The following is a 23,341-nucleotide window of genomic DNA, read 5'->3' as shown; positions in this document are numbered from 1 at the left end:
GGTTCAGTCCTCGGGCTTCCCGACCAGCCAGGCCAGGCCGCGGTCCCGGATCAGGTCGTGGTCCTCCCGGTACTTCACCAGGACGCCGAGGGTCTGGTCCGCGGCCTCGGGGTCCAGTCGCTCCACCCCGAGCAGGGTGAGGGCCGACACCCAGTCGATGCTCTCGGCGATCCCGGGCGGCTTCTGGACCTCCAGCGTCCGCAGCCGCCGCACGGCGGCCGCCACCTCGGCCGCCAGCGAGGGCGCCGTGCCGGGGACCCGGCGGCACACGATCTCCACCACCCGCTCGGTGTCGGGGTAGTCGATCCAGTGGTAGAGGCAGCGACGCTTGAGCGCGTCGTGCAGGTCCCGGGTCCGGTTGGAGGTGAGCACGACCACCGGCGCCACGGCGGCGCGGACCGTCCCCAGCTCGGGGATGGTGACGCTGGCCTCCGCCAGCACCTCCAGCAGGAAGGCCTCGAAGTCGTCGTCGGCCCGGTCGATCTCGTCGATCAGCAGCACCGCGGGGGCCGGCCCCGGATGGGTCAGCGCGGCGAGCACCGGGCGGCGCAGCAGGAAGTCGTCGGAGAAGAGGTCGGCCTCGGCCAGCGTCACCCCGCGGCTCTCGGCGAGCCGGATGCTGAGCAACTGGCGGGGGTAGTTCCACTCGTACAGCGCCTCCGCCGCGTCCAGCCCGTCGTAGCACTGCAGCCGGATCAGCGGGCTGCCGAGCACGGTGGCCAGGGCCCGGGCCGCCTCGGTCTTGCCGACGCCCGGTTCTCCCTCCAGCAGCAGCGGTTGGGGCAGCCGCAGCGCGAGGTAGAGCGCGGTGGTCAGGCCGGTGTCGGTGAGGTAGCCGGTGGTGTCCAGGGCCGCGTGCAGGGTCCGCGGGTCCGGCGCGGCCCGGACGACGGCCGCACGGGCGGCCTCCGCCGCTTCGACCCGGAGGTCCTCGGTCACGACGCTCCCTCGGCCTTCGGCCGGGGGTGCCCTCCCCCAGCCTTCGGCCGGGGGTGCCCCCAAGGCGAAGGCGGCGCGACGTGGGGCGCCGCCGCCTCGAAGCGGTCGCGGCAACCGGTGGAGCAGAACCAGTGCCGGTGGCCGCCGGCGTCGGAGGACGGGGTGGCCGGCACGATCGCCACGGCCATCCCGCACACGGGGTCGAGGCCCGTGGCCGGCTCGACGGATCCGACCGGTCGCGCCGCGGCCTCGCCGTGCACCGCGACGGCGTGTCGCGAGGCCACCAGTTCGGCCAGGATCGACACCGCGATCTCCCCGGGCGTCCGGGCGCCGATCCACAGGCCGGCCGGCGTGTGGACGCGGGCCCGCTCCTCGTCCGTGAGGCGCAGGCCGGCCAGCACCGCGGCGCCGCGGCGCCGGCTGGCCACCAGCGCCACGTACGGCACCTTGGCCCGCGTGGCGACGGTCAGCACCGGCTCCTCGTGCTGCCCGTGCGAGGCGACCACGACCGCCGCGACCTCGGCCAGTCCCTCCGGCACGACCTCCTCGGGGGCGACGGCGCGGACGTCGTAGCCGAGCCCGCCGCCCAGCGCGACCAGTGCCCGGCCGATGGGCGTGTCACCGAGCACCAGGACCACCGGCGCGGGCCGCCGCGGCTCCAGGAAGATCTCCAACTCCCCGCCGGACAGGCAGGGGTTGGCCACCAGCAGGGTCCCGTCCCCGTCCTCCGACGCCCGCACTTCCGGCGCGTCGGGAGAGATCCGCAGCAGCAGCGACTCCCCGCTGCGCAGCACCCGCAGCGCCTGCAGCCGGACCGTCGACTCGGCGCAGACCCCGCCGACGAAACCCTCGATCCGGCCGTCCTCCAGCACCAGCGCGAGATCCCCGGGGTGCGCGCTGGTCGGACGCAGCGCGCGCACCACGGTGGCCTTGACGAAGGGCACCTGAGCCGCGCTCAGGTCGGCCATCCGCTGTTCCAGCGCGGTGTGTTCGCTCACTGCGGTGCCTCCACGCCTCCGTGCATCGCCTGCCAGACCCGTCCCGGGGTGAGCGGCATGTCGGCGTGCCGGACCCCGATGGCGTCCAGCACCGCGTTGACCACCGCGGCGGGCGAGCCGACCGTCGCGGACTCGCCGATGCCCTTGGCGCCGATCGGGTGGTGCGGCGAGGGCGTGACGGTGTGGTCCAGCTCCCAGGCGGGCACCTCCAGCGCGGTGGGCAGCAGGTAGTCCATGAAGGATCCGGAGAGGCAGTTGCCGTCCTCGTCGAAGCTGATGATCTCCATCAGCGCCATGCCGACCCCGTCGGCGAGGCCGCCGTGCACCTGCCCCTCGATGATCATCGGATTGATCCGGGTGCCGCAGTCGTCGACCGCGATGAACCGGCGCACCTTCACCTCGCCGGTGCCCGGATCGACGTCGACCACGCAGACGTACGCGCCGTACGGGTAGGTGAGGTTGGGCGGGTTGTAGACCGTGGTGGCCTCCAGGTGGCCCTCCACGCCCTCGGGCAGCCGCAGCGAGCCGTGCGCGGCGAACGCGATCTCCTGGATGGTCCTCGCCGCGGTGGGGTCGCCCCTGACGAACCAGCGGCCCTTCTCCCACTCCAGGTCGTCCGGGGCCACCTCCAGCATGGCTCCCGCGATCAGCCGCGCCTTGTCCCGGACCTTGCGGGCCACCACCGCCGCCGCGGCGCCGGAGACCGGCGTCGAGCGGCTGCCGTAGGTGCCGAGCCCGAACGGCGTCTGGTCGGTGTCGCCGTGCACCACCTCGATGTCCTCCGGCGGGATGCCCAGCTCCTCGGCGACGATCTGGGCGAAGGTCGTCTCGTGGCCCTGCCCCTGGGTCTGCACGCTCAGCCGCACCACCGCCTTGCCGGTCGGATGGACCCGCAGCTCGCAGCCGTCGGCCATGCCCAGGCCGAGGATGTCCATCTGTTCGCGCGGCCCGGCGCCGACCGTCTCGGTGAAGAACGACAGCCCGACGCCCATGAGTTCGCCGCGGGCCCGACGCTCGGCCTGCTCGCGGCGCAGCGCCTCGTACCCGGCCAGGTCCAGCGCCTTGCGCAGGCAGGTCGGGTAGTCGCCGGAGTCGTACTCCCAGCCGGTCTTGTTCAGGTACGGGAACTGCTCCGGGCGCAGCAGGTTCCTCATCCTCAACTCGGCCGGGTCCATGGCCAGTTCGTCGGCCAGGCAGTCCACCATCCGCTCGATCAGGTAGACCGCCTCGGTGACCCGGAACGAGCAGGCGTACGCGACCCCGCCGGGCGCCTTGTTGGTGTAGACGCCGGTGACCCCGCAGTGCGCGGCCTCGATGTCGTAGGAGCCGGTGAAGATGTGGAAGAAGCCGGCCGGGTACCTGGTGGGCTGGGCGGTCCCGTTGAACGCGCCGTGGTCGGCCAGCACCTTGACCCGGACGGCGAGGATCCGGCCGTCCGCGGTCGCGGCGATCTCGCCGTGCATGTGGTAGTCGCGGGCGAAGGAGGTGCTCATCAGGTTCTCGGAGCGGTCCTCCACCCACTTCACCGGCTTCCCGGTGAGGATCGAGCCCACCACCGCGCAGACGTAGCCCGGGTAGATGCCGACCTTGTTGCCGAAGCCGCCGCCGATGTCCGGCGAGATCACCCGGATCTTGTGCTCCGGCAACCCCGCGACCATGGCGTACAGGGTGCGGTGGGCGTGCGGCGCCTGGGTGGTGGACCAGAGCGTGAGCTTGCCGTCGACCGGGTCCAGGTCCGCGACGCAGCCGCAGGTCTCCAGCGGCGCGGGGTGCACCCGCGGGTAGAGCATGTCCTGCGCGACCACCACTTCGGCCCGGGAGAAGGCCGCGTTGGTGGCGTCCTCGTCGCCCGCCTCCCAGTCGAAGATGTGGTTGTCGGTGCGGCCCTCCTGGTCGTCCCGGATCACCGGGGCGTCGGCGTCCAGCGCGTACCGGGCGTTGATCACCGGCGGCAGCGGCTCGTACTCGACGTCGATCAGCTCGATCGCGTCGCGCGCCGCGTAGTGGTCGTCGGCCACCACGAAGGCCACCTCCTGGCCCTGGAAGCGCACCTTGTCGGTGGCCAGCACGGCCTGGGTGTCCATCGACAGGGTCGGCATCCAGGCCAGGCCGAGCCCCTCCAGGGTCGCGCCGGTGATCACCGCGCGGACCTTCGGGTGCGACTCGGCGGCCGAGGTGTCGATCGAGACGATCCGGGCGTGCGCGAGCGGGCTGCGCAGCACGGCGCCGTGCAGCATCCCGGGCAGCCGCACGTCGTCGACGTAGTGGCCCTTGCCGCGGACGAACCGCGGGTCCTCCTTGCGCTTCAACCGCCCGTAGCCGATGGGGCGTTCGGCCTCGGCCCGGTCGACGTCCGGCGCGGTCCGCCGAACGGTGCTCACGGTGTGCTCCCCGCGGCCCGGGTGGTGCCGGCCGGCTTCGGGTGGCGGGCGGCCCACCGGACGGCCCGGACGATGTTCAAGTAGCCGGTGCACCGGCAGAGTTGCCCGGAGATCGCCTCGCGGATCCGCTGCTCCGACGGGTCGGGATCGCGGTCCAGCAGCGCGCGGGCGGTCAGCAGCATGCCCGGTGTGCAGAAGCCGCACTGCAGCCCGTGCTGCTCGATGAACCCCTGCTGGACCGGGTCGAGGCCGTCGGCCGTCTCCAGGCTCTCCACGGTGCGTACCCGGTGCCCGGCGGCCATGGCGGCCAGCACGGTGCAGCTCTTGACCGGCTCGCCGTCGAAGAGCACCACGCAGGTGCCGCAGTTGCTGGTGTCGCAACCCCAGTGGGTACCGGTCAGGCCGAGGTCGTCACGGAGGAAGCGCACCAGCAGGTGCCGGGCCTCCACCTCGGCGGTCCGGTCCTCGCCGTTGACGTTGATGGTGACCTGCATCGTCAGCCGTCCTCTCCAGCTGCCGCGGCGGCCCGTTCGGCGGCCCTGGTCAGCGCCCGCCGGGTGAGTTCGCCGGCCAGGTGCCGCTTGTACGCCTCGGTGCCCCGGGTGTCGGTGAGCGGATCGCAGTCCTCGGCGGCGATCCGGCCGGCCTCGGCGAAGGCCGGCTCGGACGGCTCCCGGCCGAGCAGCGCCTGCTCGGCCCGTCGGTAGCCGACCATCGACGTGCCGACCGCGGCGAGCCCGATGCCCGCCCAGCCGATCCGGCCGCCGTCGTCCAGCGCGAGCGCGGCGCCCGCCGCCGCCACGGCCCAGTCCCCGGCCTTGCGCTCGACCTTGCGGTAGGCGCTGCCGGCGTTCGCCCGGATCGGCACCCGGACCTCCACCAGCATCTCGCCGGCCCCCACCGCGGTCTCGTACGGGCCGCGGTAGAACTCCTCCATCGGCACCGCGCGCCGCCCGCCCCGGCCGAGCACCACGGCGATCGCGCGCAGCGCGGCGCAGACCGCGGCGAGGTCCTCCGCCGGGTCGGCCTGGCAGAGCGAGCCGCCGATGGTGCCGCGGTTGCGGACCGGAGGGTCGGCGATCACCCGTTCGGCGTCGTGGAAGATCGGGAAGTGCCGGCCGACCAGCTCGGACTCCAGCAGGCCGCGGTGCCGGGTCAGCGCGCCGATCCGCAGCTCGCCGCCCTCCAGCCGCAGGTAGTCCAGCTCGTGCAGGTCGTTGATGTCGATCAGGAACTCGGGCCGGGCCAGCCGCAGCTTCATCATCGGCAGCAGGCTGTGCCCGCCGGCGATGACCCGGGCCTCCTCCCCGAACCGCTGCAGCAGCGCGAGCGCGTCCGCCACGCTCTCGGCGCGCCGGTACTCGAATGACGCGGGAACCTGCACGGCGGCCTCCTGAAGGATCGCGGCCCGCTTCCGGTGCCGGGAGGTACCGAGGCACGAGCGCACTGTCGCCCCGGCGGTCGCCCGGGTCAACGTCGACTGAAGGGAATGGTTAAGAGCCGCCCGCCGCTGATCCGAGTGGACCCGTGACCGCAGGAGGCGGTGGCGATGACCCTCACGCAACTCAAGGCCTTCGTCGCGGTGGCGCGACTCGGTTCGGTCAAGGCGGCGGCGCTGTCGCTGCGGGTCAGTGAGCCCGCGGTCTCCGGTGCGATCGGTGCGCTCCGCCGGGAGCTGGGCGACCCGCTCTTCGTCCGGGCCAGGGGCGGGATCGCCCTGACACCGGGCGGACGGCGGCTGGCGGCGGGCGCGGCGGAGATCGTCGGGCTGGCCGAGGAGACCCGTCGGCGGGTCCGCGAGGCCGGGGCGGAGACCTCCTACCTGCGGGTGGCCGCCACCGAGCCGAGCGCCGAGCAGATCGTCCCACCGCTGCTGGAGGCCTTCGTCCGCCGGCAGCCGGACGTGGACACCACCACGCTCGCGGTGCCCTCGGCCGTCCTCACCGAGCTGCTGCTGGACCGGCGGGCCGACGTCGCGATCGGTCCCGCGAGCACCGAACCGAACGGCGGCCCGGGAGCGAACGGCGGCTCGGAGGTGGTCGAACACGTCCCGTTCCTGCGCCTCCAGCTGGTGGTGGTGGCCTCGCCGCAGCACGCCGGCCCCGGGCTCGACCGGCTGGCCGGCGGCCGGCTGCACCTGCCGGTCAGCCGGCTGCCCCGGGAACGCTGGCTGCTCGGCCCGGGCGAACTCGACCCCGGCACGCCCGGCGGTGCCTTCCTGACCCGGCACGGCGTCGGCGCCGCCGCCGCGTCGATCTTCCCCAGCGCCACCGCGGCGCTGAACGCCGCCGCGGCCGGGGACGGGCTCTCCATCGCGCCGCTCCACCTGGTCCGCGACCAGCTGCGGCACGGCACGCTCACCGTGCTGGACATCCCCGGCACCCCGGTCAACGGCGTGCTGCGGGCCAGCGCGCTGCGGGGCGAGCGACGCTCGCCGACCGCGTCCGCGCTCTGCCGGTTCGTGACCACACCGGCCGCCGTGCAGAGCCTGCTGACCGGGACGGCCGGCGTGCCGGTCGGCCACTTCCGGCCGACCGTGCACGTGAGCCTGTGGAGCTGACCGGCCCGCCATCTGCCGGTCGGTCTTAAGCGATCGCTGAAGTTCCCGTTGACGATCAACGCCGGTGCGCCGATGGTGGGCTCAGCTGCGATCCGGTGCGCCGATCCGCGTTCCGGGGCGAGGAGGCTCGTCCGGATGGACTTCACCCACGAGTTCCGCGTGAGCCTGCCGGTGGAACCGGCCTGGGAGCTCTTCACCGATCTCGAACGGCTGGCGCCCTGCATGCCGGGGGCGGAGCTGACCGAGGTCGAGGGGGAGCGCTTCCACGGGACCGTCAAGGTCAGGGTCGGGCCGGTCACGGTCCAGTACAAGGGCGTCGCCTCCTTCGAGGAGCGCGACGGGGCGGCGCGCACGGTGCGGGTCAAGGCCACCGGTCGGGACACCCGCGGCCAGGGCAACGCCGACGCGCACATCACCGCGCGGCTCGCGCCGGACGGCGACGGCACCCGGGTGACGGTGGGGACCCGGCTCAGCGTCACCGGGAAGGCCGCCCAGTTCGGCAAGGGGGTGGTCGAGGACGTCAGCGGGAAGCTGCTGGGTCAGTTCGTCGACTGCCTGGAGCAGCGGCTGGCCGCGGAACGCGGGCCGGTGGCACCGACGGCCGGGGAAGCGCCCGGGACCGGGGCCGGGGTACCGGCGGCGGTGGTGCCGCCGGCCGTCCCGGCCGACCAGGAGCCGCTGGACCTGCTCGGCGCCGCCCGTGGCGCGCTGCTCCGCCGGCTCGTTCCGGTGGCCGCCGGCGCGCTCCTGGCGCTCGGCCTCGCGTGCTGGCTGCGCCGCCGGGGGCGCCCCGGCTGCCGCGTCCGCGGGGGACGTCGTGCGTGACGTGCTGGCGGAGGTGTATCCGTGGTACCGGGCGGGCGAGAGCTTCGGACTCGCCACCGTGGTCCGCACCTTCCGCAGCGCGCCGCGCCCGCCCGGGGCGGCGATGGCGGTGTCGGAGTCCGGCGTCGTGGTCGGCAGCGTGTCGGGCGGCTGCGTCGAGGGGGACGTGTACGAGGAGGCGCGGGCGGCCCGGAGCACCGGCCGCCCGGTGCTGCGCAGGTACGGGGTGAGCGACGAGGCCGCCTTCGAGGTCGGGCTGACCTGCGGCGGCGTCCTGGAGGTCTTCGTCGAGCCGGTCTCCCGCCGGACCTTCCCCGAACTCCCGGACGTGATGGCCTCGTTGGCGGCGGACGAGCCGGTCGCGGTGGCCACCGCGGTGGCCGGCCCGGCGTCCGGTCCGGGCACGCCCGGCCGCCGGCTGGTGGTCTGGCCGGACCGGGTCGCCGGCACCCTGGGGTCGGCCGCCCTGGACAGCGCGGTCACCGTCGACGTGCGCGGCCTGCTCGACCACGGCACCACCACAACGCGCCGCTACGGCACGGCCGGTGAGCGCCGGAGCGAGGAAGTCACGGTGTTCGTCGGGTCGTTCGTCCCGCCGCCGAGGATGCTGGTCTTCGGCGCGATCGACTTCGCGGCGTCCGTCGCCGAGTTGGGGGCGTTCCTCGGCTACCGGGTCACGGTCTGCGACGCCCGCCCGGTGTTCGCCACCGCCGCGCGCTTCCCGCACGCCGACGAGGTCGTGGTGCGCTGGCCGCACGACTACCTGGCCGAGGAGGCGGCGGCGGGCCGGCTCGACGATCGCACGGTGGTGACCGTGCTGACCCACGACCCCAAGTTCGACGTGCCGTTGCTGACCACCGCGCTGCGGCTGCCGCAGCTCGCCTACGTCGGCGCGCTCGGCTCCCGCCGCACCCATCGCGACCGGCTCGCCCGGCTGCGCGAAGCCGGCCTGGGCGAGGAGGAGTTGGCCCGGCTCGCCGCCCCGGCCGGCCTCGACCTCGGCGCCCGCACCCCGGCGGAGACCGCGGTCTCCATCGCCGCCGAGATCATCGCCGCCCGCTGGGGCGGTACCGGCCACCGGCTGACCCGGACCGAGGGCCCGATCCACACGCCCACCGCCCCCGGTGAACGCCCTCCGATCCGCATCGCCACCGGGTAGCCGTCCCCTGATGGGGGATCGGTCCGGCTCGCGCCGCCCGTGCCACCGGTTTCGAGGCCGGGGTGGGTCCGGCCGAGCGGTCGGAGCTGACCGGGTGTCCGGAGGACGAGGTGACCGAGCGGGTGTGCGCCGCAGCGCCGGTGCACCAGGGGGCGCGGGACGGCGTTGACCAGGCGGGCCGCCGCGGGGCCGGTCAGCATTCCCCCGGCGGCGGGGGCGCCGCGGGGCCGGTCGGCCCCGCTCCGGTGGCCCGGGCGCCGATCCCGGGCTGAGCGAAGGTGGCGGGCAGCGGGAGCGTCTTCCAGTGCGTGACCGGCCAGGCGACCACGATCGCCCGTCCGATCACCTTGCTGTCCGGCACCGCGCCGCCGCCCGGCTCGTCCATGTGGTAGCGGGAGTCGCACGAGTCGTTGCGGTGGTCGCCCATCACCCAGATCGAGTTGGCGGGCACCGTGAGCGGTCCGAAGTTCCGGTCGCCGCACGGCGTCGCGCCGGGGTAGAGGTAGGGCTCGTCCAGCGGCTTGCCGTTGACGTACACCGGCCCGGTGCCATGACAGCTGATGGTGTCGCCGCCGACCGCGATGACCCGCTTGATCAGGTCCTTGTCGTTGGGTGACGGCATCAGGCCGATCCAGCCGAGCGCGTCCTGCAGGCCGCGCACCAGGCTGTTGCCGCTCGGCTGTTCGCCGGGCTCCCCGCTGAGCCAGTCGCCCGGGTCGTGGAAGACGACGACCTCGCCGCGCGAGGGCTCGGCGCCGAAGGTCGGGGTCAGCTTGTCGACCAGCACCCGGTCGCCGATCCGCAGGGTGTTCATCATCGACCCGGAGGGGATGACGAAGGCCTGCACCAGGAAGGTCTTGATCACCAGCGCCAGGACCAGGGCGATCGCGACGAGGATCGGCAGCTCCTGCCAGAACGGGCGCCGCCGCCCGGGCCCACCCCGCTCCTCGGGGCCGTCCAGTCCCGGGCGGCCGCCGCCCAGCACGTCCCCCACGCCCGAATCCCCCACCGTTCCTCCTGGTTCACGGCCGACGGCGCGCGTCCACGCACCCGTGTCGCGGCCATCATCGCGTCGGCGGGTTGTGTTCCGCGTAAGGAGCATCTCATCGCTAATGAAAGTCGTTTTCATTTAGTGTAAAGTGAGCCCGGTCGACGAGAGAGCCGAGGAGGGGTCCGTGTTCGAGCAGATCAGGCTGCCGGTGGTGCTGGTGTCCGGCTTGCACCAGGTCGAACGTCGGCGGGTGGTGGGGGAGTTGCTGGCCGGTTGCATCGACGCCGTGGTGCTCCACCACGACCTGTGGGACGCCGCCGGCGGCCTGGTCACCCGTCGGGTCCACGACGCCGAGGGGGAGTTCGCGCCCACCGTGCTGCACTCGGCCACCGGCTGTGCCGGGTGCACCGTGCGCGGGGACCTGCTGCCCGAACTGCTGGCGATCGCCGACGCCGGTCAGTACGGGCTGGTCGTGGTCGAGTTGTGGGGCGGCGGCGATCCGCACCCGCTGGTCGAGTTGATCACCGGGGGCGTGGTCGGCGGGCGACGGGTGGCCGAGGTCATCGAGCTGGCCGGGGTGGTCACCGCGGTCGACCCGCTCCGGGTGATCGGTGAACTCTCGGTGCCGGCGGCCTTGGTGGCGTGTCATCCGGGCGGCTGCGTCCGGGACACCCGGACCCGGGCCGAGGCGTTGGCCCACCAGATCGAGTACGCCACCGTGTTGGCCGTGCCACGCGCGCCGCTGGGTCGCCCCGCCGGTGACGACTCGGAGTTCCGGGCCGGGATCGCCATGCTCCGCCAACTCCACTCCACCGCACGGCTGGTGACCCTCGGCAGTGGTGCGCTGATCCGGGCCGCGCTGGCCGGCTTCGACCTCGGCGCGGCCCGGCATCGGGTCAACCCGGCACTGGCCGCGTTGCCGAAGGAGCGCCACGAGGCGGGCGTCAGCACCCTGGTCTGGCAGCGGCGGCGCCCGCTGCATCCGCAACGGCTGCACCGCGCACTGGAGGCGCTGGTCCCAGCGGCGCAGCGCAGCCGCGGTCGGTTCTGGCTGGCCAACCGTCCTGAGCTGCTGCTGGCCTGGGACGCCGCCGGTGCGAGCCTGGCCGTCGAGGAGTGCGGCCCGTGGCCCGCCGTGCTGCCCGACGCCGCCTGGGAGCACTGGTCCGCCGGTGCCGTCGCGGACCCGTGCCCGCCGCGCGGCGACCGTAGCCAGCGGCTCAGCTTCACCGCACGGGGCCTGGACGTCGCCGGGATCGTCGCGCTGCTCGACTCCTGCCTGCTGACCGACGCCGAGCTCGTGGTCGGTGAGCCCGGCTGGCGGGCGCTGCCGGACGCCTTCGCCGCCGTCCTCACCCCGATCGGCTGACCACCCCCTTCTGGACGTTCTGACATCTTGTGCAATTATTGTCAGCATGTCCGAAGACGAGCGGATCGAGGCCATCCTCCAAGCGGCCTACGAGTGCTTCCGGGTCCACGGGATCCGGCGCACCACCATGGACGACATCGCCCGGCGGGCCGGCATGTCGCGTCCGGCGGTCTACCAGTACGTGCGCAACAAGGAGGACGCCTTCCACCGGCTGGCCGACCGACTGTTGCGCTCGACCCTGGCCGGCTTCCGCGCCGAACTCGCCGCCGAGGGCCCGCTGGCACGGCGGCTGGCCGCGGCACTCGGCCGCAAGCTCGGCCTGGTCCTGCGGATCCACCGGGAGAGCCCGCCGCACGCCGAGGAGTTGCTCGGCGAGAGCGCCCAGCTGACCGCCGACCTGCTGCAGGAGTTCGACGCGACGCTGCGCCAGGAGCTCACCGCCGCCGTGCACCAGGAGCTGCCGCGCGCCGACGCCGCCGAGTTCGCCGAGCTGTTGCTGGCCCTCGTCCGCGGCCTGGAGAAGGACGTGGGCGCGGACCTGCCGCTGCGCCGCCTGGACCACGGCGTGTCGATGCTGGTGGCCGGCCTGCTGCTGACCCAGCAGGACCCGGCCCACCCCGCGGCCGGCTGACGGCCGTCCCTCCCGCACCCACAAGGAATCATCCGAGCAAGGAATTCGAGATGGCGACCCTTCTCTACCGCCTCGGGCACGGCGCCTACCGGCGCCGCAAGCTGGTGCTGGCCATCTGGCTGGCCGTCCTGGCCGGCCTGATAGCCTGCGTCGCCGCCTTCGGCGGCAAGCTGGACGACCGCTTCACCGTCCCCGGTGCCGAGTCGCAGCGCGCGCTGGACACCCTGGCGAAGACCTTCCCGCCGGCCGCCGGCACCAGCGCGCAGCTCGTCTTCACCGCCCCGCCCGGCCAGGACGTGACCACCGGCCCGTACGCGGCGGCGATCGACCGGAGCCTGGCCACCGCGGCGCACGGCCCGCAGGTGGTCGCGGTGATCACCCCGGAGCAGGCCGGCACGGTCTCCCGGGACCACTCGACCGCGGTGGCCCAGGTGCTGTACCCGGTCCAGCGCTCCGAGGTGAAGCCCTCCTCGCTGGACGCGGTGGAGTCGGCCGCCAGGAGCGCCGAGCAGTCCGGCCTGACCGTCTCGGTGGGCGGCTCCGCCTACGGCAGCCGGGGAGTCGCGGTCGGCGGGACGGAGCTGGTCGGCGTCGTGGTCGCGCTGCTCGTCCTGGTGGTGACCTTCGGCTCGCTGCTCGCCGCCGGCATGCCGCTGGTCTCCGCGTTGATCGGGGTCGGCATCGCGCTGACCGGCCTGCTGGCCCTCACCCCGCTGGTCCAGGTCTCCTCCACCGCGATCACGCTGGCGCTGATGCTGGGCCTGGCGGTCGGCATCGACTACGCGCTCTTCATCCTCTCCCGCCATCGTGCCCAACTCGCCGACGGCCTGGCCCCCGAGGAGTCGGCCGCGCTCGCCAACGGCACCGCGGGCAGCGCCGTGGTCTTCGCCGGCTCCACGGTGATCATCGCGCTGGCGGCCCTGAGCGTGATCGGGATCCCGTTCCTGACCGTGATGGGGCTCGGCGCCGCCGGTGCGGTGCTGATCGCCGTGCTGGTCGCGGTCACCCTGCTGCCCGCGCTGGCCGGCTTCGCCGGCGCCCGGCTGGCTCCCGCTCCGACCTCCCGCGCCGCCCGCCGGGCCGCCGCCGCCCGGGAGCGGAACGCCGCGGCCGGCCCCGGGGCCGCCGACGCAGCCGACACCGCCGGCGCCCGCTGGGCCCGGCTGGCCACCGCCCGTCCGCTGCTCACCGTGCTCGCCGTCGCCGTGCTGCTGATCATCGCCGCGCTGCCCGCCGCCAGCCTGCGGCTGGGCCTGCCCGACAACGGGTCGGCTGCCAAGAGCTCCACCGAGCGTCAGGCCTACGACACCATCAGCGCCCGCTTCGGCCCCGGCTTCAACGGACCGCTGCTCGTCCTCACCGACACCGCCGACCCCGCCGACGGCCAGCGGGCCGCCGGTCAGGTCGCCCGGACCCTGGGCACGCTGCCCGGCGTGGCGGCCGTGGCACCGCCGCAGGCCACCCGCGCGCCGGGGCAGGCCGTGATCCAGGTCGTCCCGCGCACCGGCCCAGAGGACCAGCAGACCGCCGACCTCGCCCGCGCCATCCGCGACCGGGCCGCCGACCTGAAGGCCACCACCGGCGCCGAGGTGTCCGTCACCGGCACCACCGCGGTCAACATCGACGTCTCCGACCGCTTGGCCGGATCGCTGCTCCCCTTCGTCGCCATCGTGGTCGGGCTGAGCCTGCTGCTCCTGATGGTGGTCTTCCGCTCGTTCGTGGTGCCGGTCAAGGCGACCGTCGGGTTCCTGCTCTCGGTCGCCGCCTCGCTGGGGCTGGTGGTCGCGCTCTTCCAGTGGGGTTGGCTCGCCGACGCCCTCGGGGTGGCCCGCACCGGACCGGTCGTCAGCTTCCTGCCGATCATCCTGATCGGGGTGCTCTTCGGCCTCGCCATGGACTACGAGGTCTTCCTGGTCTCCGGGATGCGCGAGCAGTGGATCCACACCGGTCGGGCGCACGAGTCGATCGTCGCGGGCGCCCGGCAGAACACCCGGGTGGTGACCGCCGCCGCGCTGATCATGTTCACGGTCTTCGCCGGGTTCTTCCCCGCCGACGACGCGATCATCAAGCCGATCGCGTTCTCGCTGGCCGTCGGCATCCTGATCGACGCCTTCGCGGTCCGGCTGACCCTGGTGCCCGCCGTGCTGGCCCTGGTCGGACCGCGCGCCTGGTGGCTCCCGGCCCGCTTCGACCGGGTGCTGCCCGACCTCGACGTCGAGGGCGCCCGGCTGCCGCGCCCGCGGGCCGCGGGCCCGGAGCACCGGCCGGCTCCCACGCGGGCCTGAGCGCCGCTCAGTCGAGCCCCCGGCCGTCCACGGTCGGGGGCTCGGCCGTACGGTCGAGCCGGCCCGTCGGCGGGAATAGGTACGGAGTGACCCCGGCCGCAGCAGCACCGAAGGAGACAGCGATGCCCGCACCCGTTTGGAAGGACCACCCCGAATCCCACGACTTCCCGGCGGCGTTGGACTACCTCGACCTGCTGCTGTCACCGCAGGAGGCCGGGGAGGCCGTCGCCCGGCTCAAGCAGGCGCCGACCGTGGTCAAGAAGGCCAAGGACATCCTCCGGTCGAGCGACCTCCCGCTGCTGCCGCAGGAGAACCGGCACGTCGCCGAGAACATCCGCAAGGTGCGGAACGGCGAACGGCTCAGTCCGGTCCTGCTGCTCCGCGGCCAGCCGCTCGTCATCGCCGACGGCTACCACCGGGTCTGCGCCGTCTACTACCTCTCCGAGGACCTCGAAGTACCCTGCCGCCTCGCGTAGTCGGCACCCGCGCACCGCTCGCCGTACCTCGTCCCGCACCGCGGCGACCACCGCACCGAGCGGCGGCTCCGGGCCGGCCTCCCGGCCCGGAGCGCGGCCTCAGTCGCTGAGTTCCGCGTGGTAGACCCAGGCTCCCTCGTGCCGGACGAAGTGGCTCCGCTCGGTCATGAGGCCCGGATCCCCCTGCTCGCGGTAGTGGGCGCGGAAGGTGACGGTCCCCTCGGTGTGGAACGGGCCGCCGTCGGTGTGGCCGAGCACCTCCAGACCGGTCCAGGTGATCCGGGGATCGAAGTCGATCCGCTCCGGGCGGGTGACCGGGTCCCAGCTCCGCAGCAGGTACGCCTCGTCGCGCAGGGCGAAGGCGCTGTACCGCGACCGCATCAGCAGCTCGGCGGTCGGGGCCGCGAGCCCGCCCCGGTGGAAGCGGCCGCAGCAGTCGGCGTACGAGGCGGGCAGGCCGCACGGGCAGGGCGCGGCGGGAGACAGCTGCTCGGGCCGGGGCGTGGGCTGGGGCTTGGGTCGCTGGGTGCGGCGTCTGGACATGAGGACCATTGTGTCGCGTCGCCGGCACCACTTTCGCCCCCGGGCGGCGTGCCAGGTGGCCTGGCCGGCGGTCCGATGGGTATGGGTAGAGGTCCTGGGCGGCCGGTCGGGCCGCTGCCGTGGGAGGAGCCGAGGATGGCCGGGAACGCTGCGTTCGTCGTTGTCGGGGGAGGCCTGGCCGGCGGGCGGGCGGTCGAGACGCTCCGCGCGGAGGGGTACGACGGCCCGCTGGTCCTGGTCACCGAGGAGGACGAGCGTCCCTACGAGCGGCCGCCGCTCTCGAAGAGGTACCTGCTGGGCGCCTCGGAGCGCGAGGAGCTCTTCGTGCACCCGCCCGAGTGGTACGCCGAGCACGACGTCGAGCTGCGGCTCGGCGTCGCGGCCACCGAACTGGACGTCACCGCCCACGAGTTTACCCTCTCCAGCGGTGACCGGCTCGGCTACCGCCGGCTGCTCCTGGCGACCGGTGCCGCACCCCGCCGACTGCCGCTGCCCGGCGCGGATCTGGACGGCGTGTTCACGCTGCGCCGGATCGCCGACAGCGAGGCGCTGCGCGCGGTGTTCGCTCCGGGGGCGCGGGTGGCCGTGATCGGGGCGGGCTGGATCGGACTGGAGGTAGCCGCCGCGGCGCGCACGGCGGGCGCCGAGGTCACCGTGCTGGAGGTGCTGGAGCTGCCGCTGCTGCGGGTGTTGGGCCGGGAGGCCGCCGAGGTCTTCGCCGAGTTGCACCGGCAGCACGGCGTGCGGCTGCGATTCGGGGTCAGGGTGGCCGAGTTCGTCGGCTCCGGCGGCCGGGTCACCGCGGTGCGACTGGCCGACGGCACCGAAGTCCCCGCGGACGTCGTGGTGGTGGGCGTCGGCGCCGCACCCAACGACCAACTGGCCCGCGCCGCGGGCCTGGTGGTGGACGACGGCGTCTGCGTGGACGCGCGGCTGCGCAGCAGCGACCCGGACGTCTTCGCGGCCGGCGACGTGGCCAACGCGATCCATCCGCTGCTGGACCGCCGGGTCCGCGTCGAGCACTGGGCCAACGCGCTGAACCAGGCCCCGGTGGCGGCACGCTCGATGCTCGGCCGGGACGCGGCCTACGACCGGCTGCCGTACTTCTTCACCGACCAGTACGACCTCGGCATGGAGTACTCCGGCCTGGTCGAGCCCGGCGAGTACGACCGGGTGGTGTTCCGGGGCGACGTCGAGGGGCGGGAGTTCATCGCCTTCTGGCTCGCGGACGGCCGGGTGTTGGCCGGGATGAACGTCAACGTCTGGGACGTGGTGGAACCGATCCAGGACCTGATCCGCTCCCGCCGCCCGGTGGACCCGGCGGCGCTGGCCGACCCGGACGTGCCGCTGGCCGACCTGTCCGCCTGAGACCGGTCGGTCCGGAAGCGGTCGGTCCGGGCCACGGCCGTCACCCCGCGGCGAGGGCGCGGCGCCGGCGCTTGCCGAGCGCCGCCTGGGAGAGGTCCTCGGCCTGGACGCGGAGGTTCTTGAAGCCGTACTCGTGCTCGGTCAGCCAGGCCTCGGCCGCGGCGAGGGCCCGGTCGGAGGCGGGCACGATGTCCTCCTCCGCCTCGCCCGAATCCAGGAAGCGGAAGGTGAACGACGCCCGCGCCGCGATCTCGTAGCTGAGGTGGCCCTCGGGGGTGTAGGCGGCGTACAGCACGTCGTGCTCGGCGGCCTCGGCCTGCAGCCGCTCGCGCTGCTCGGTGCTGAGCCCGTCGAAGGCGCCGCGAACGGTGATACGGAAGGTGCGCTCGGTCATGCCCGGACCGTAGCCGGTCGACCCGGGCCGCGGCCACGGGTTTTCCGCTCCCCGGTGGGACGTGCCACGTTCACCCGGCCGGCGGCTGTCCGGCAGCACGGCGGCGCCTGCATGGTGGCCGAATGACACCTGGTACCACGCCTACCACCACATCTGATGTCACACCGGACGACCCTCCCGAACGGCCACCTGGGGCCTGTCCGGCGGATCTTGCCCGGCGTCGCGCGCCCGGCAAGATCCGCCGGACAGGCCCTGGACCGCTCGGACCGTCCAGGACGACCGTCGCCGCCTTCGCGCTCGTCTGCCTCACCGCCGCCGCGAGCCCGTCCGGCGCCGACCCCTTCTCGTCCTATCCCGCCGAGGCCACGCTCCGGGTGGAGGAGGCGGTCGCGCCCGGCGTGGCGTACCGCGCGTTCACCGTGCCCACCTCGCACGGCAGCGCCCGGCTGCACGTCCTGACGGTGGACCTGGGCCACCCCGGTGTCCGGGCCGACCTGCTGTACCCCGGCGCGGTGGCCGCCCGGGCACCGGTCTCCCGGATGGCCGAGGCCCAAGGCGCCGTCGCCGCCGTCAACGGCGACTTCTTCGACATCAACGAGGTCCAGCACCCCGGCGTCCAGGCCACCGGTGCCGCCTCCGGTCCCGTGATCAGGGACGGACAGCCGCTCAAGGCGGCCGTCCCGCAGGGACAGCGGTTCGGCTGGACCCCGCCCCCCGGCGACACCAGCGAGGACGTCATCGGGGTCGGCACCGACGGCCGGGCCCGAACCGCACGGCTCACCCTGCGCGGCCTGGTCCGTACGCCGTGGGGCGTGCTGCCACTGGGCGGCCTCAACCAGTACGCCCTCCCCGAGGGTTCGATCGGCGCCTTCACGGCGCAGTGGGGCACACCGTCGCGTGAGCGCGCCGTCTGCGGAACCGACGACGACCGGGCCGCGCCCTGCGCCGGCGAGGCCTTCGAGGTGACGGTCCGGCAGGGCCGGGTGGAGTCGGCCGCCGCCACCGCGGGCAGCGGACAGATCCGGCCGGACACGACCGTCCTGCTGGGCCGCGAGGCCGGTGCCCACGCGCTGCGGACCCTGTCCCCGGGCACCCCCGTCGACGTCGACTACCGGCTCGCGTCCAGCCCGCCGGTGCCGTTCACCTTCGCCCTGGGCGGCTACCCGTTGCTCGACCACGGCCGGCCCCGGCCCGGCCTGGACACCACGGTCGCCGACCCCCGCAGCGCCGTGGGCGTCGCGTCCGGCGGACGCCTGCTGTGGCTGCTCTCCACGGACGGCCGCGAGGGCACCTCCAGCGGCCTGACCATCGCCGAACTCGCCGACGTCCTGAACGCCCTGGGCTGCGCCGACGCCGTCTACCTGGACGGCGGCGCCTCCGCCACCCTGGTCACCCGCAGCCCCACCACCCACCGCATCACCGTCCGCAACAACCTCGACCGCGAGGAGGAACGCCCCGTCCCCAACGGGATCGCGGTCTTCTCCGGCTGAACCGTGATCAGCGGCTCGGCCCGGACCCGCCGCCGCGGTGTTCCCCAACCCGGGCCGAGCGGGGTGAACGGTCGGACCCGTCGTGGCGGCCACCGGGCCGGCGGTTCAGGTGCGGCGGCACCCGAGCCGGGTGGTGAGCAGGGGATCGGGCCGGGGGATCTCGCCGAAGTCGTCATCGTCGCTGTCGACGGGCAGGCGGTTGATCACGGCCTCCATGGCGGCCGGGAGCCGGGGGGAGAGGCCGTGGTGGCTGCGGGCGAGGATGTCCCGGCGGACCTCGTCGGGCAGTAGCGAGCGGGCGGCCTTCAGCGGGCGTCCCGCCGGTTTGGGGTTGGCGGTGAGGAAGTCGGCCTCGGCCAGCCAGAAGGCGGCGTCGCGGGTCTCGCCGAGGTGGAGGTGGAGCAGGTGCAGGAGCATGGCCGCGGTGGCGCTGCCGCAGCCGGCGGCGAACTGCCACCAGAACTGGGCGGCTTCCCGCCGGCCGGTGATGTGGAGCAGGCTGGCGAAGACCAGAGCGCCGTCGGGGCGGAGCTCGTCACCGTTGGCGAACCGGTCCAGCGCGGCGGCCGCCTGGGAGGCACCGAGGACCAGGGAGGTGGCCAGGTGCAGTTCGTGGCCGGCCTGCTCGTGTTCGGAGGGCATGTGGGCCGGGGCCGCCGCGATCCGGGCGACCCCCTGGGTGGGCAGCTCCACCGGCCCGGTGTGGTGCTGGTCCGGGTCGTTGACCGGCCGGCCCGCCGGGGTGGGTGCCGAGCGCACCCACTCCAGCAGGCTCTCGCGGCGGGCGCTCATTCCCCGTCCTCCTGTTCGGGCAGACGTCCCAGGGCCTTCGCCAGCCGCCGGCGGGCCTGGCGCAGGTGGGAGCGCATGGTGGCGGTGCTCATGCCCAGGTAGTCCGCGATCTCCTGGTCGTCCGTGTCCAGCAGGTACTTGAGCACCACCATGTCGTGCTGGCGCTCGGGCAGTTCGGAGATCGCGGTGCACAGGCCGATCTGCTCGGGCAGCGTCCGCAGGCTCTCGTCGGTACGGCCCCCGAACCGACTGACGACGTAGTCGAACGCCGCGGTCTCCGCCAGCGCGCTGGGCCGGCCGAACGCGGTGATCCAGGCGGCGACGTGTTCCTTGAGCAGCCGCCAGGCGTAGGCGGCCGGGATCTCCTGGCGCAGCACGAGTGGCCAGTTGCGGGCCAGGTGCCCCTTGGTGGCCTCGACCACCCGGGCGGCGTCCTGGACACTGCCGACCTGGGTGCGGGCGTAGCCGGTCCAGGCGCGTTCGTGGGTCTGACAGAAGGCGTCGAACGTCAGTCGCAGCGCGCCGCCGGGGAGGGCCTCGCCTCGGTCGTCCATGGTGCCCCCTCCCCGGTGCTGGCCGCGGTACGGCCGGGCGGTGTGTGGCATGTCGTGTGGGTCCCCAATCCGGTGGATCCGGTGGCGGCGTCGGCCCTTCGCGCCGGCTGGTGTCCGCCACGGGACCATGGAAGCGCATCGGGGGACGGCGCGTACCGATTGGATCGAAACCCGTGACTAGTCGCTATGTATGACAGACATTCAGTGTCATTTGAGATCGGCGCACTTGGCTTCTCGGGAGCGTCGGCGCTGGTCCCGCGCCGGGACCCGGGCCCGGGACGCGCCCGGCGCGAGTGCCTAGGCCGGCCAGTTGACCAGCCCGTTCTTGATCTCGAGCACCTCCGGCATCAGGTCCTCGTGGAACCGGAGGTACCCGATCCAGACCGCGTGGTCCACCAGCAGGTGGGTGTCGTGGGCTCGAGCGGCCAGCCAGCAGAGCAACTCGCCGACCTTCTCGAAGTCGTCCGGGTGGACCTCCTGCCGGGAGGTGAGCGACCAGCCCCTGCGCGGCAGGTCCGCGCGGCTGGCCAGGGCCGAGCAGAGTGCCCCGCCCACCCGTGCGGCCGCGCCCCTCTCGGCCAGCAGCGGATAGGGCTCGTCCTCGACGACCGGGTTCCCCGCGTCGTCCTCCACCACGAACGGAAACGCGGTCACGATGGTCAGGCGCTCCGGCTGCGGCCCCAGCCCCAGGTGCCAACGCAGCTCGGCGATCTCCTGTTCGGAGAGCTCGTCCCCCAGGTCGACCGTCACCATCAGCTCGAACAGATCACTCATACGGCGCACGCTACCGAGGAGATCTGACAGGGGTTCGGGGCGGAAGCCCGCTAGAACAGGTTGCCGCCGGTCAGGACGTAGACGAAGGGGACCAGCGGGATCAGCGACAGGACGCCCCAGGCGATCTTGTGGGCGGTGCCGAGGTCACGGCGTCCTGCCAGGTTGATCCAGATCAGGACCACGGCGAGCGGGTGGATCAGGCAGAGGAGGAGTTCCAGGAGCTTTTTCATGGCCCTCTGATGCCCGGCTCCGGGCCCGCTACACGGAGACCCGCCCGGGGTGCGGCCGAGGTCAGGCGGTGGGGTCGACGGTGTCGGCGCGCCTGGGGTGTCGGCGGGCGGCGCCGAACAGGGTCTGGTGGTCCCAGACGTGGGTGCAGCCGGGGCACTGGAGGTGGAGCACGGTGCCGGTGTTGGCGAGCAGGTAGCGCCAGTGGTCGGCGCAGTTGCGCTGCTCGTCACAGGCGGTGCAGCCGTGGGCGTCGTTGCAGTTGGGGCAGGACACCCAGGCGCGGCGGCCGAGGTCGGCGTCCGGGTCAAGGGGCAGCATGGCCGTGCTCCCCCCGGGGCAGCACGCCGGCCTCGACGAGGCTGTCGTACGTCGCCTGCTGCTGCGGGTCGAGGCCCGAGTAGAGCAGGGCGTAGGCCTCGTCCTCGCCGCGGATGACGGCTATCGGATCCCAGTCGGGCCCGAGGGCGGCGAGGACCTGGGCGCGGCGGCGGGTCTCGTCGAGGGTGAGGTCGAGGTCGAAGTCGACGAGTTCGGACCGCTCGGCTGGGCCGATGGGGCCAACGGGGTCGGCGGGGGTCTGGGACATAACAGCAATCCTTAGGTAAGGCTAGCCTTAGTGTCAAGGAAGGTTCGAGCTGCCCACCTGCGGATCTTCCTCGTGCGGTTCACCGTCGGGCCCCCCCGGGGCACCAATAGGGCGCAATGCTCGCGGAGACGGACATTTCCGTCAAGAGGTGTCCGCTCCTCGGTCGGGCCCCGGAGTTTCCTCGTGGTGCACGTGGCGCGATGGGCTCCGATGATGGGGGCAACAGGTGGTGATGGAACGATCCCGGAGCGTCGCCGTCGAGCGTCACGGCGCATCAACCACCGAACCTGGCGACATCCGGACGCCTGAGAAGACGGAGAGCGGACGCGGGATGCTGAACCGACGAGATCTCCTACGAGCCGCCACCGTCGGCGGCGTGGCGGCCCTGTACCCGTTGCTGGGCGACCCGGTACGGGCCCTGGCGAGCACCGCACCCGCAGCGCCGGCCGAAGCGCCGGCCGCCGCCCGGGCCGTCCCGTTCGCCCAGTCCATGCCGGTGCCCGCGGTGCTGCGCCCGGTGTCGACGACGGCCTCCTCGGACCTCTACCAGCTCCGGATGGCCGAGACCCGGGTGGAGGTCGTCAAGGGGCTGATGACCACGGTACGGACCTACGGCGGCACCTTCCCGGGGCCGACCATCCGGGCCCGCAGCGGCCGGGAGGTGGTGGTCCGGCAGACCAACGGCCTCACCGTGCACACCTCCGTCCACCTGCACGGCGGTCACGTCCCGTCCGACTCCGACGGTCTGCCGATGGCCCTCATCAAGCCGGGGGAGACCCGCGAGTACCGCTACCCCAACCAGCAGGTGGCCGCCCCGCTCTGGTACCACGACCACGCGCACGGCCTGGAGGCCGAGAACGTCTACCGCGGGCTGAGCGGCGCCTACCTGCTCAGCGACCCGCACGAGAGCGGACTCGGACTGCCCGACGGCGAGTTCGACATACCGTTGCTGATCCGGGACGCACTGATCGGCGTCGACGGCACGTTGCACTACGTCCGGCCGTACGACTGTCCGCACATGCTGGTCAACGGCAAGGAGCGGCCCCACTTCGCGGTGGCGGCCCGCCGGTACCGGCTGCGCGTCTACAACGTGTCCCCCAACCGGCACATCTCGCTGCGCTTCGCCGACGGCGCGCCGTTCCGGCAGATAGCCTCCGACGCCGGCCTGCTCGCCGCGCCGGTGGTGGTGAGCGAACTCCCGCTGACGGGTGCCGAACGGGCCGAGATCATCGTCGACTTCTCCCGCTATCGGGTGGGCTCCTCGGTGGTGCTGGAGAACACGGCGGCGCTGCCCTCCGAACGGCCTGAGGTGCTGCGCTTCGACATCACCCGGCCGGCCCAGGACCCGAGCCGGGTGCCGGCCGTGCTGGCCACCCTGCCGCCGATCCCGCAGGCCACGGTGCGGCGGGAGTTCGACATGGCGACCTTCCCCGACACCAGGATCAACGGGCGCAAGTACGACCCGAACCGGGTCGACGTGCGGACCGTCCTGGGCACCAGCGAGATCTGGACGATCCGCAACATCCACACCCGCAAGCCCGCGGGTGTCTTCCACGCCCCCCACTCCTTCCACACCCACCTGGTGCACTTCCGGGTGCTGGACCGCGACGGGCATCCGGTCGGACCCACCGAGGCGGGGCTGAAGGACACCGTCGCGATCCACCCCGGTGAGACCGTCCGGATCGCCATGACCTGGACGGACTACCCCGGCGAGTACGTCTACCACTGCCACCACCTGGTGCACTCCTCGCACGGCCAGATGGGCCGGATCGACGTCCTGCCGGCCGGCTCGCCGCTGGACCCCGGCGACCGGTCGGACGAGGCCTCCGACGGTCGGTCGGACGGCGGGCGGCGGCACCACGGTTGGCGGCACCACTGGCACCACCGACACCACGGGCACCACCGGCACCACTGGCATCACCGGCACCACCACCGGCGGTGGCGGGGCGGCCATGGCCGCAGGCGCGACCGGTCGGACGACCGTTGAGCGGGCCG

The 23,341-nt window shown here is 73.7% G+C and carries 24 protein-coding genes; 10 read left to right on the top strand and 14 right to left on the bottom strand.

The genetic code is table 11. From position 1 onward, the window contains the following. Positions 1-3: 3 nt before the first annotated feature. From ACIGXM_RS11465 to ACIGXM_RS11445, 5 genes are read right to left on the bottom strand one after another with little or no spacing between them, the layout of a single operon-like run. Positions 4-939, bottom strand: a complete 936-nt coding sequence (locus tag ACIGXM_RS11465; RefSeq protein WP_396559418.1) for an AAA family ATPase — start codon at positions 937-939, stop codon at positions 4-6. Further along, positions 936-1,937 carry an XdhC family protein gene (locus ACIGXM_RS11460; protein ID WP_396559416.1) on the bottom strand — a complete coding sequence of 334 codons (1,002 nt, stop codon included), beginning with the start codon at positions 1,935-1,937 and terminating at the stop codon, positions 936-938. Before ACIGXM_RS11460 ends, ACIGXM_RS11465 begins: the two co-directional genes overlap by 4 nt. Next, positions 1,934-4,318, bottom strand: a complete 2,385-nt coding sequence (locus tag ACIGXM_RS11455; RefSeq protein ID WP_396559414.1) for an aerobic carbon-monoxide dehydrogenase large subunit — start codon at positions 4,316-4,318, stop codon at positions 1,934-1,936. Before ACIGXM_RS11455 ends, ACIGXM_RS11460 begins: the two co-directional genes overlap by 4 nt. Continuing rightward, on the bottom strand, positions 4,315-4,812 hold the full coding sequence (locus ACIGXM_RS11450; RefSeq protein ID WP_396559412.1) for a (2Fe-2S)-binding protein: 498 nt from the start codon (positions 4,810-4,812) through the stop codon (positions 4,315-4,317). Before ACIGXM_RS11450 ends, ACIGXM_RS11455 begins: the two co-directional genes overlap by 4 nt. A 2-nt stretch (positions 4,813-4,814) precedes the next feature. After that, positions 4,815-5,702 carry an FAD binding domain-containing protein gene (locus ACIGXM_RS11445; RefSeq protein ID WP_396559410.1) on the bottom strand — a complete coding sequence of 296 codons (888 nt, stop codon included), beginning with the start codon at positions 5,700-5,702 and terminating at the stop codon, positions 4,815-4,817. A gap of 165 nt (positions 5,703-5,867) precedes the next feature. Here ACIGXM_RS11445 and ACIGXM_RS11440 point away from each other — a divergent pair, with 165 nt between their 5' ends. The 3 genes from ACIGXM_RS11440 (at position 5,868) to ACIGXM_RS11430 (ending at position 8,862) form a co-directional block, all read left to right on the top strand. Continuing rightward, complete coding sequence (locus ACIGXM_RS11440; protein WP_396559408.1) at positions 5,868-6,878, top strand: LysR family transcriptional regulator; 1,011 nt, start codon at positions 5,868-5,870, stop codon at positions 6,876-6,878. A gap of 135 nt (positions 6,879-7,013) precedes the next feature. Next, positions 7,014-7,703, top strand: a complete 690-nt coding sequence (locus ACIGXM_RS11435; RefSeq protein ID WP_396559406.1) for an SRPBCC family protein — start codon at positions 7,014-7,016, stop codon at positions 7,701-7,703. Continuing rightward, positions 7,696-8,862 carry an XdhC family protein gene (locus ACIGXM_RS11430; RefSeq protein ID WP_396559404.1) on the top strand — a complete coding sequence of 389 codons (1,167 nt, stop codon included), beginning with the start codon at positions 7,696-7,698 and terminating at the stop codon, positions 8,860-8,862. Before ACIGXM_RS11435 ends, ACIGXM_RS11430 begins: the two co-directional genes overlap by 8 nt. A gap of 193 nt (positions 8,863-9,055) precedes the next feature. On the opposite strand, the gene lepB is transcribed toward ACIGXM_RS11430, so the two are convergent. Beyond that, the gene (gene lepB, locus ACIGXM_RS11425; protein WP_396559402.1) at positions 9,056-9,964 is read right to left on the bottom strand and encodes a signal peptidase I; all 909 of its coding nucleotides are present in this window, start codon (positions 9,962-9,964) and stop codon (positions 9,056-9,058) included. A gap of 73 nt (positions 9,965-10,037) precedes the next feature. Here lepB and ACIGXM_RS11420 point away from each other — a divergent pair, with 73 nt between their 5' ends. From ACIGXM_RS11420 to ACIGXM_RS11405, 4 genes are all read left to right on the top strand, one after another. Then, positions 10,038-11,222: a CobW family GTP-binding protein gene (locus ACIGXM_RS11420; protein ID WP_396559400.1), complete on the top strand. Its 1,185-nt coding sequence runs from the start codon at positions 10,038-10,040 to the stop codon at positions 11,220-11,222. A gap of 46 nt (positions 11,223-11,268) precedes the next feature. After that, positions 11,269-11,853: a TetR/AcrR family transcriptional regulator gene (locus tag ACIGXM_RS11415; RefSeq protein ID WP_396559398.1), complete on the top strand. Its 585-nt coding sequence runs from the start codon at positions 11,269-11,271 to the stop codon at positions 11,851-11,853. 50 nt (positions 11,854-11,903) lie between these two features. Further along, entirely contained in the window at positions 11,904-14,138 is a 2,235-nt protein-coding gene (locus tag ACIGXM_RS11410) for an MMPL family transporter (protein ID WP_396559396.1), read from the top strand. Between the two features lie 122 nt (positions 14,139-14,260). Further along, positions 14,261-14,614: a hypothetical protein gene (locus ACIGXM_RS11405; protein WP_396559394.1), complete on the top strand. Its 354-nt coding sequence runs from the start codon at positions 14,261-14,263 to the stop codon at positions 14,612-14,614. Positions 14,615-14,713: 99 nt separating this feature from the next. Here the strand turns inward: ACIGXM_RS11405 and ACIGXM_RS11400 are convergent, their stop codons facing one another. Next, positions 14,714-15,157, bottom strand: a complete 444-nt coding sequence (locus ACIGXM_RS11400; RefSeq protein ID WP_396559392.1) for a YchJ family protein — start codon at positions 15,155-15,157, stop codon at positions 14,714-14,716. A gap of 135 nt (positions 15,158-15,292) precedes the next feature. Here ACIGXM_RS11400 and ACIGXM_RS11395 point away from each other — a divergent pair, with 135 nt between their 5' ends. After that, positions 15,293-16,525: an NAD(P)/FAD-dependent oxidoreductase gene (locus tag ACIGXM_RS11395; protein ID WP_396559390.1), complete on the top strand. Its 1,233-nt coding sequence runs from the start codon at positions 15,293-15,295 to the stop codon at positions 16,523-16,525. A 40-nt stretch (positions 16,526-16,565) separates the two neighbouring features. Here the strand turns inward: ACIGXM_RS11395 and ACIGXM_RS11390 are convergent, their stop codons facing one another. Then, complete coding sequence (locus tag ACIGXM_RS11390; RefSeq protein WP_396559388.1) at positions 16,566-16,919, bottom strand: DUF6204 family protein; 354 nt, start codon at positions 16,917-16,919, stop codon at positions 16,566-16,568. Between the two features lie 122 nt (positions 16,920-17,041). Here ACIGXM_RS11390 and ACIGXM_RS11385 point away from each other — a divergent pair, with 122 nt between their 5' ends. Continuing rightward, positions 17,042-18,409 (top strand): phosphodiester glycosidase family protein, encoded by a 1,368-nt coding sequence (locus ACIGXM_RS11385; RefSeq protein WP_396559386.1) that lies wholly within the window; start codon positions 17,042-17,044, stop codon positions 18,407-18,409. A 105-nt stretch (positions 18,410-18,514) separates the two neighbouring features. Here ACIGXM_RS11385 and ACIGXM_RS11380 read toward each other — a convergent pair whose 3' ends face one another. The 6 genes from ACIGXM_RS11380 to ACIGXM_RS11355 form a co-directional block, all read right to left on the bottom strand. Further along, complete coding sequence (locus ACIGXM_RS11380) at positions 18,515-19,201, bottom strand: hypothetical protein (RefSeq protein WP_396559384.1); 687 nt, start codon at positions 19,199-19,201, stop codon at positions 18,515-18,517. Then, a complete protein-coding gene (locus tag ACIGXM_RS11375) occupies positions 19,198-19,755 on the bottom strand; it encodes a sigma-70 family RNA polymerase sigma factor (RefSeq protein WP_396559382.1) in 558 nt (185 codons plus the stop codon). The genes ACIGXM_RS11380 and ACIGXM_RS11375 overlap by 4 nt, the downstream gene beginning before the upstream one ends. 297 nt (positions 19,756-20,052) lie before the next feature. Then, positions 20,053-20,529, bottom strand: coding sequence for a hypothetical protein (locus ACIGXM_RS11370; RefSeq protein ID WP_396559380.1), 477 nt, complete (start codon positions 20,527-20,529; stop codon positions 20,053-20,055). A gap of 50 nt (positions 20,530-20,579) precedes the next feature. Beyond that, entirely contained in the window at positions 20,580-20,759 is a 180-nt protein-coding gene (locus tag ACIGXM_RS11365; RefSeq protein WP_396559379.1) for a hypothetical protein, read from the bottom strand. Between the two features lie 61 nt (positions 20,760-20,820). Then, entirely contained in the window at positions 20,821-21,078 is a 258-nt protein-coding gene (locus ACIGXM_RS11360) for a hypothetical protein (RefSeq protein ID WP_396559377.1), read from the bottom strand. Then, positions 21,065-21,346 carry a DUF6400 family protein gene (locus ACIGXM_RS11355; protein ID WP_396559375.1) on the bottom strand — a complete coding sequence of 94 codons (282 nt, stop codon included), beginning with the start codon at positions 21,344-21,346 and terminating at the stop codon, positions 21,065-21,067. Before ACIGXM_RS11355 ends, ACIGXM_RS11360 begins: the two co-directional genes overlap by 14 nt. A 331-nt stretch (positions 21,347-21,677) precedes the next feature. On the opposite strand from ACIGXM_RS11355, the gene ACIGXM_RS11350 reads away from it, so the two are divergent. Continuing rightward, positions 21,678-23,333: a multicopper oxidase family protein gene (locus ACIGXM_RS11350; RefSeq protein WP_396559373.1), complete on the top strand. Its 1,656-nt coding sequence runs from the start codon at positions 21,678-21,680 to the stop codon at positions 23,331-23,333. Positions 23,334-23,341: the final 8 nt, after the last annotated feature.

The sequence above is a fragment of the Kitasatospora sp. NPDC052896 genome (assembly GCF_044547075.1).
Classification (GTDB): Bacteria; Actinomycetota; Actinomycetes; order Streptomycetales; family Streptomycetaceae; genus Kitasatospora.
The sequence above is the reverse complement of the archived record's forward strand: the minus strand, read 5'-3'. Positions and strand labels throughout refer to the sequence as shown.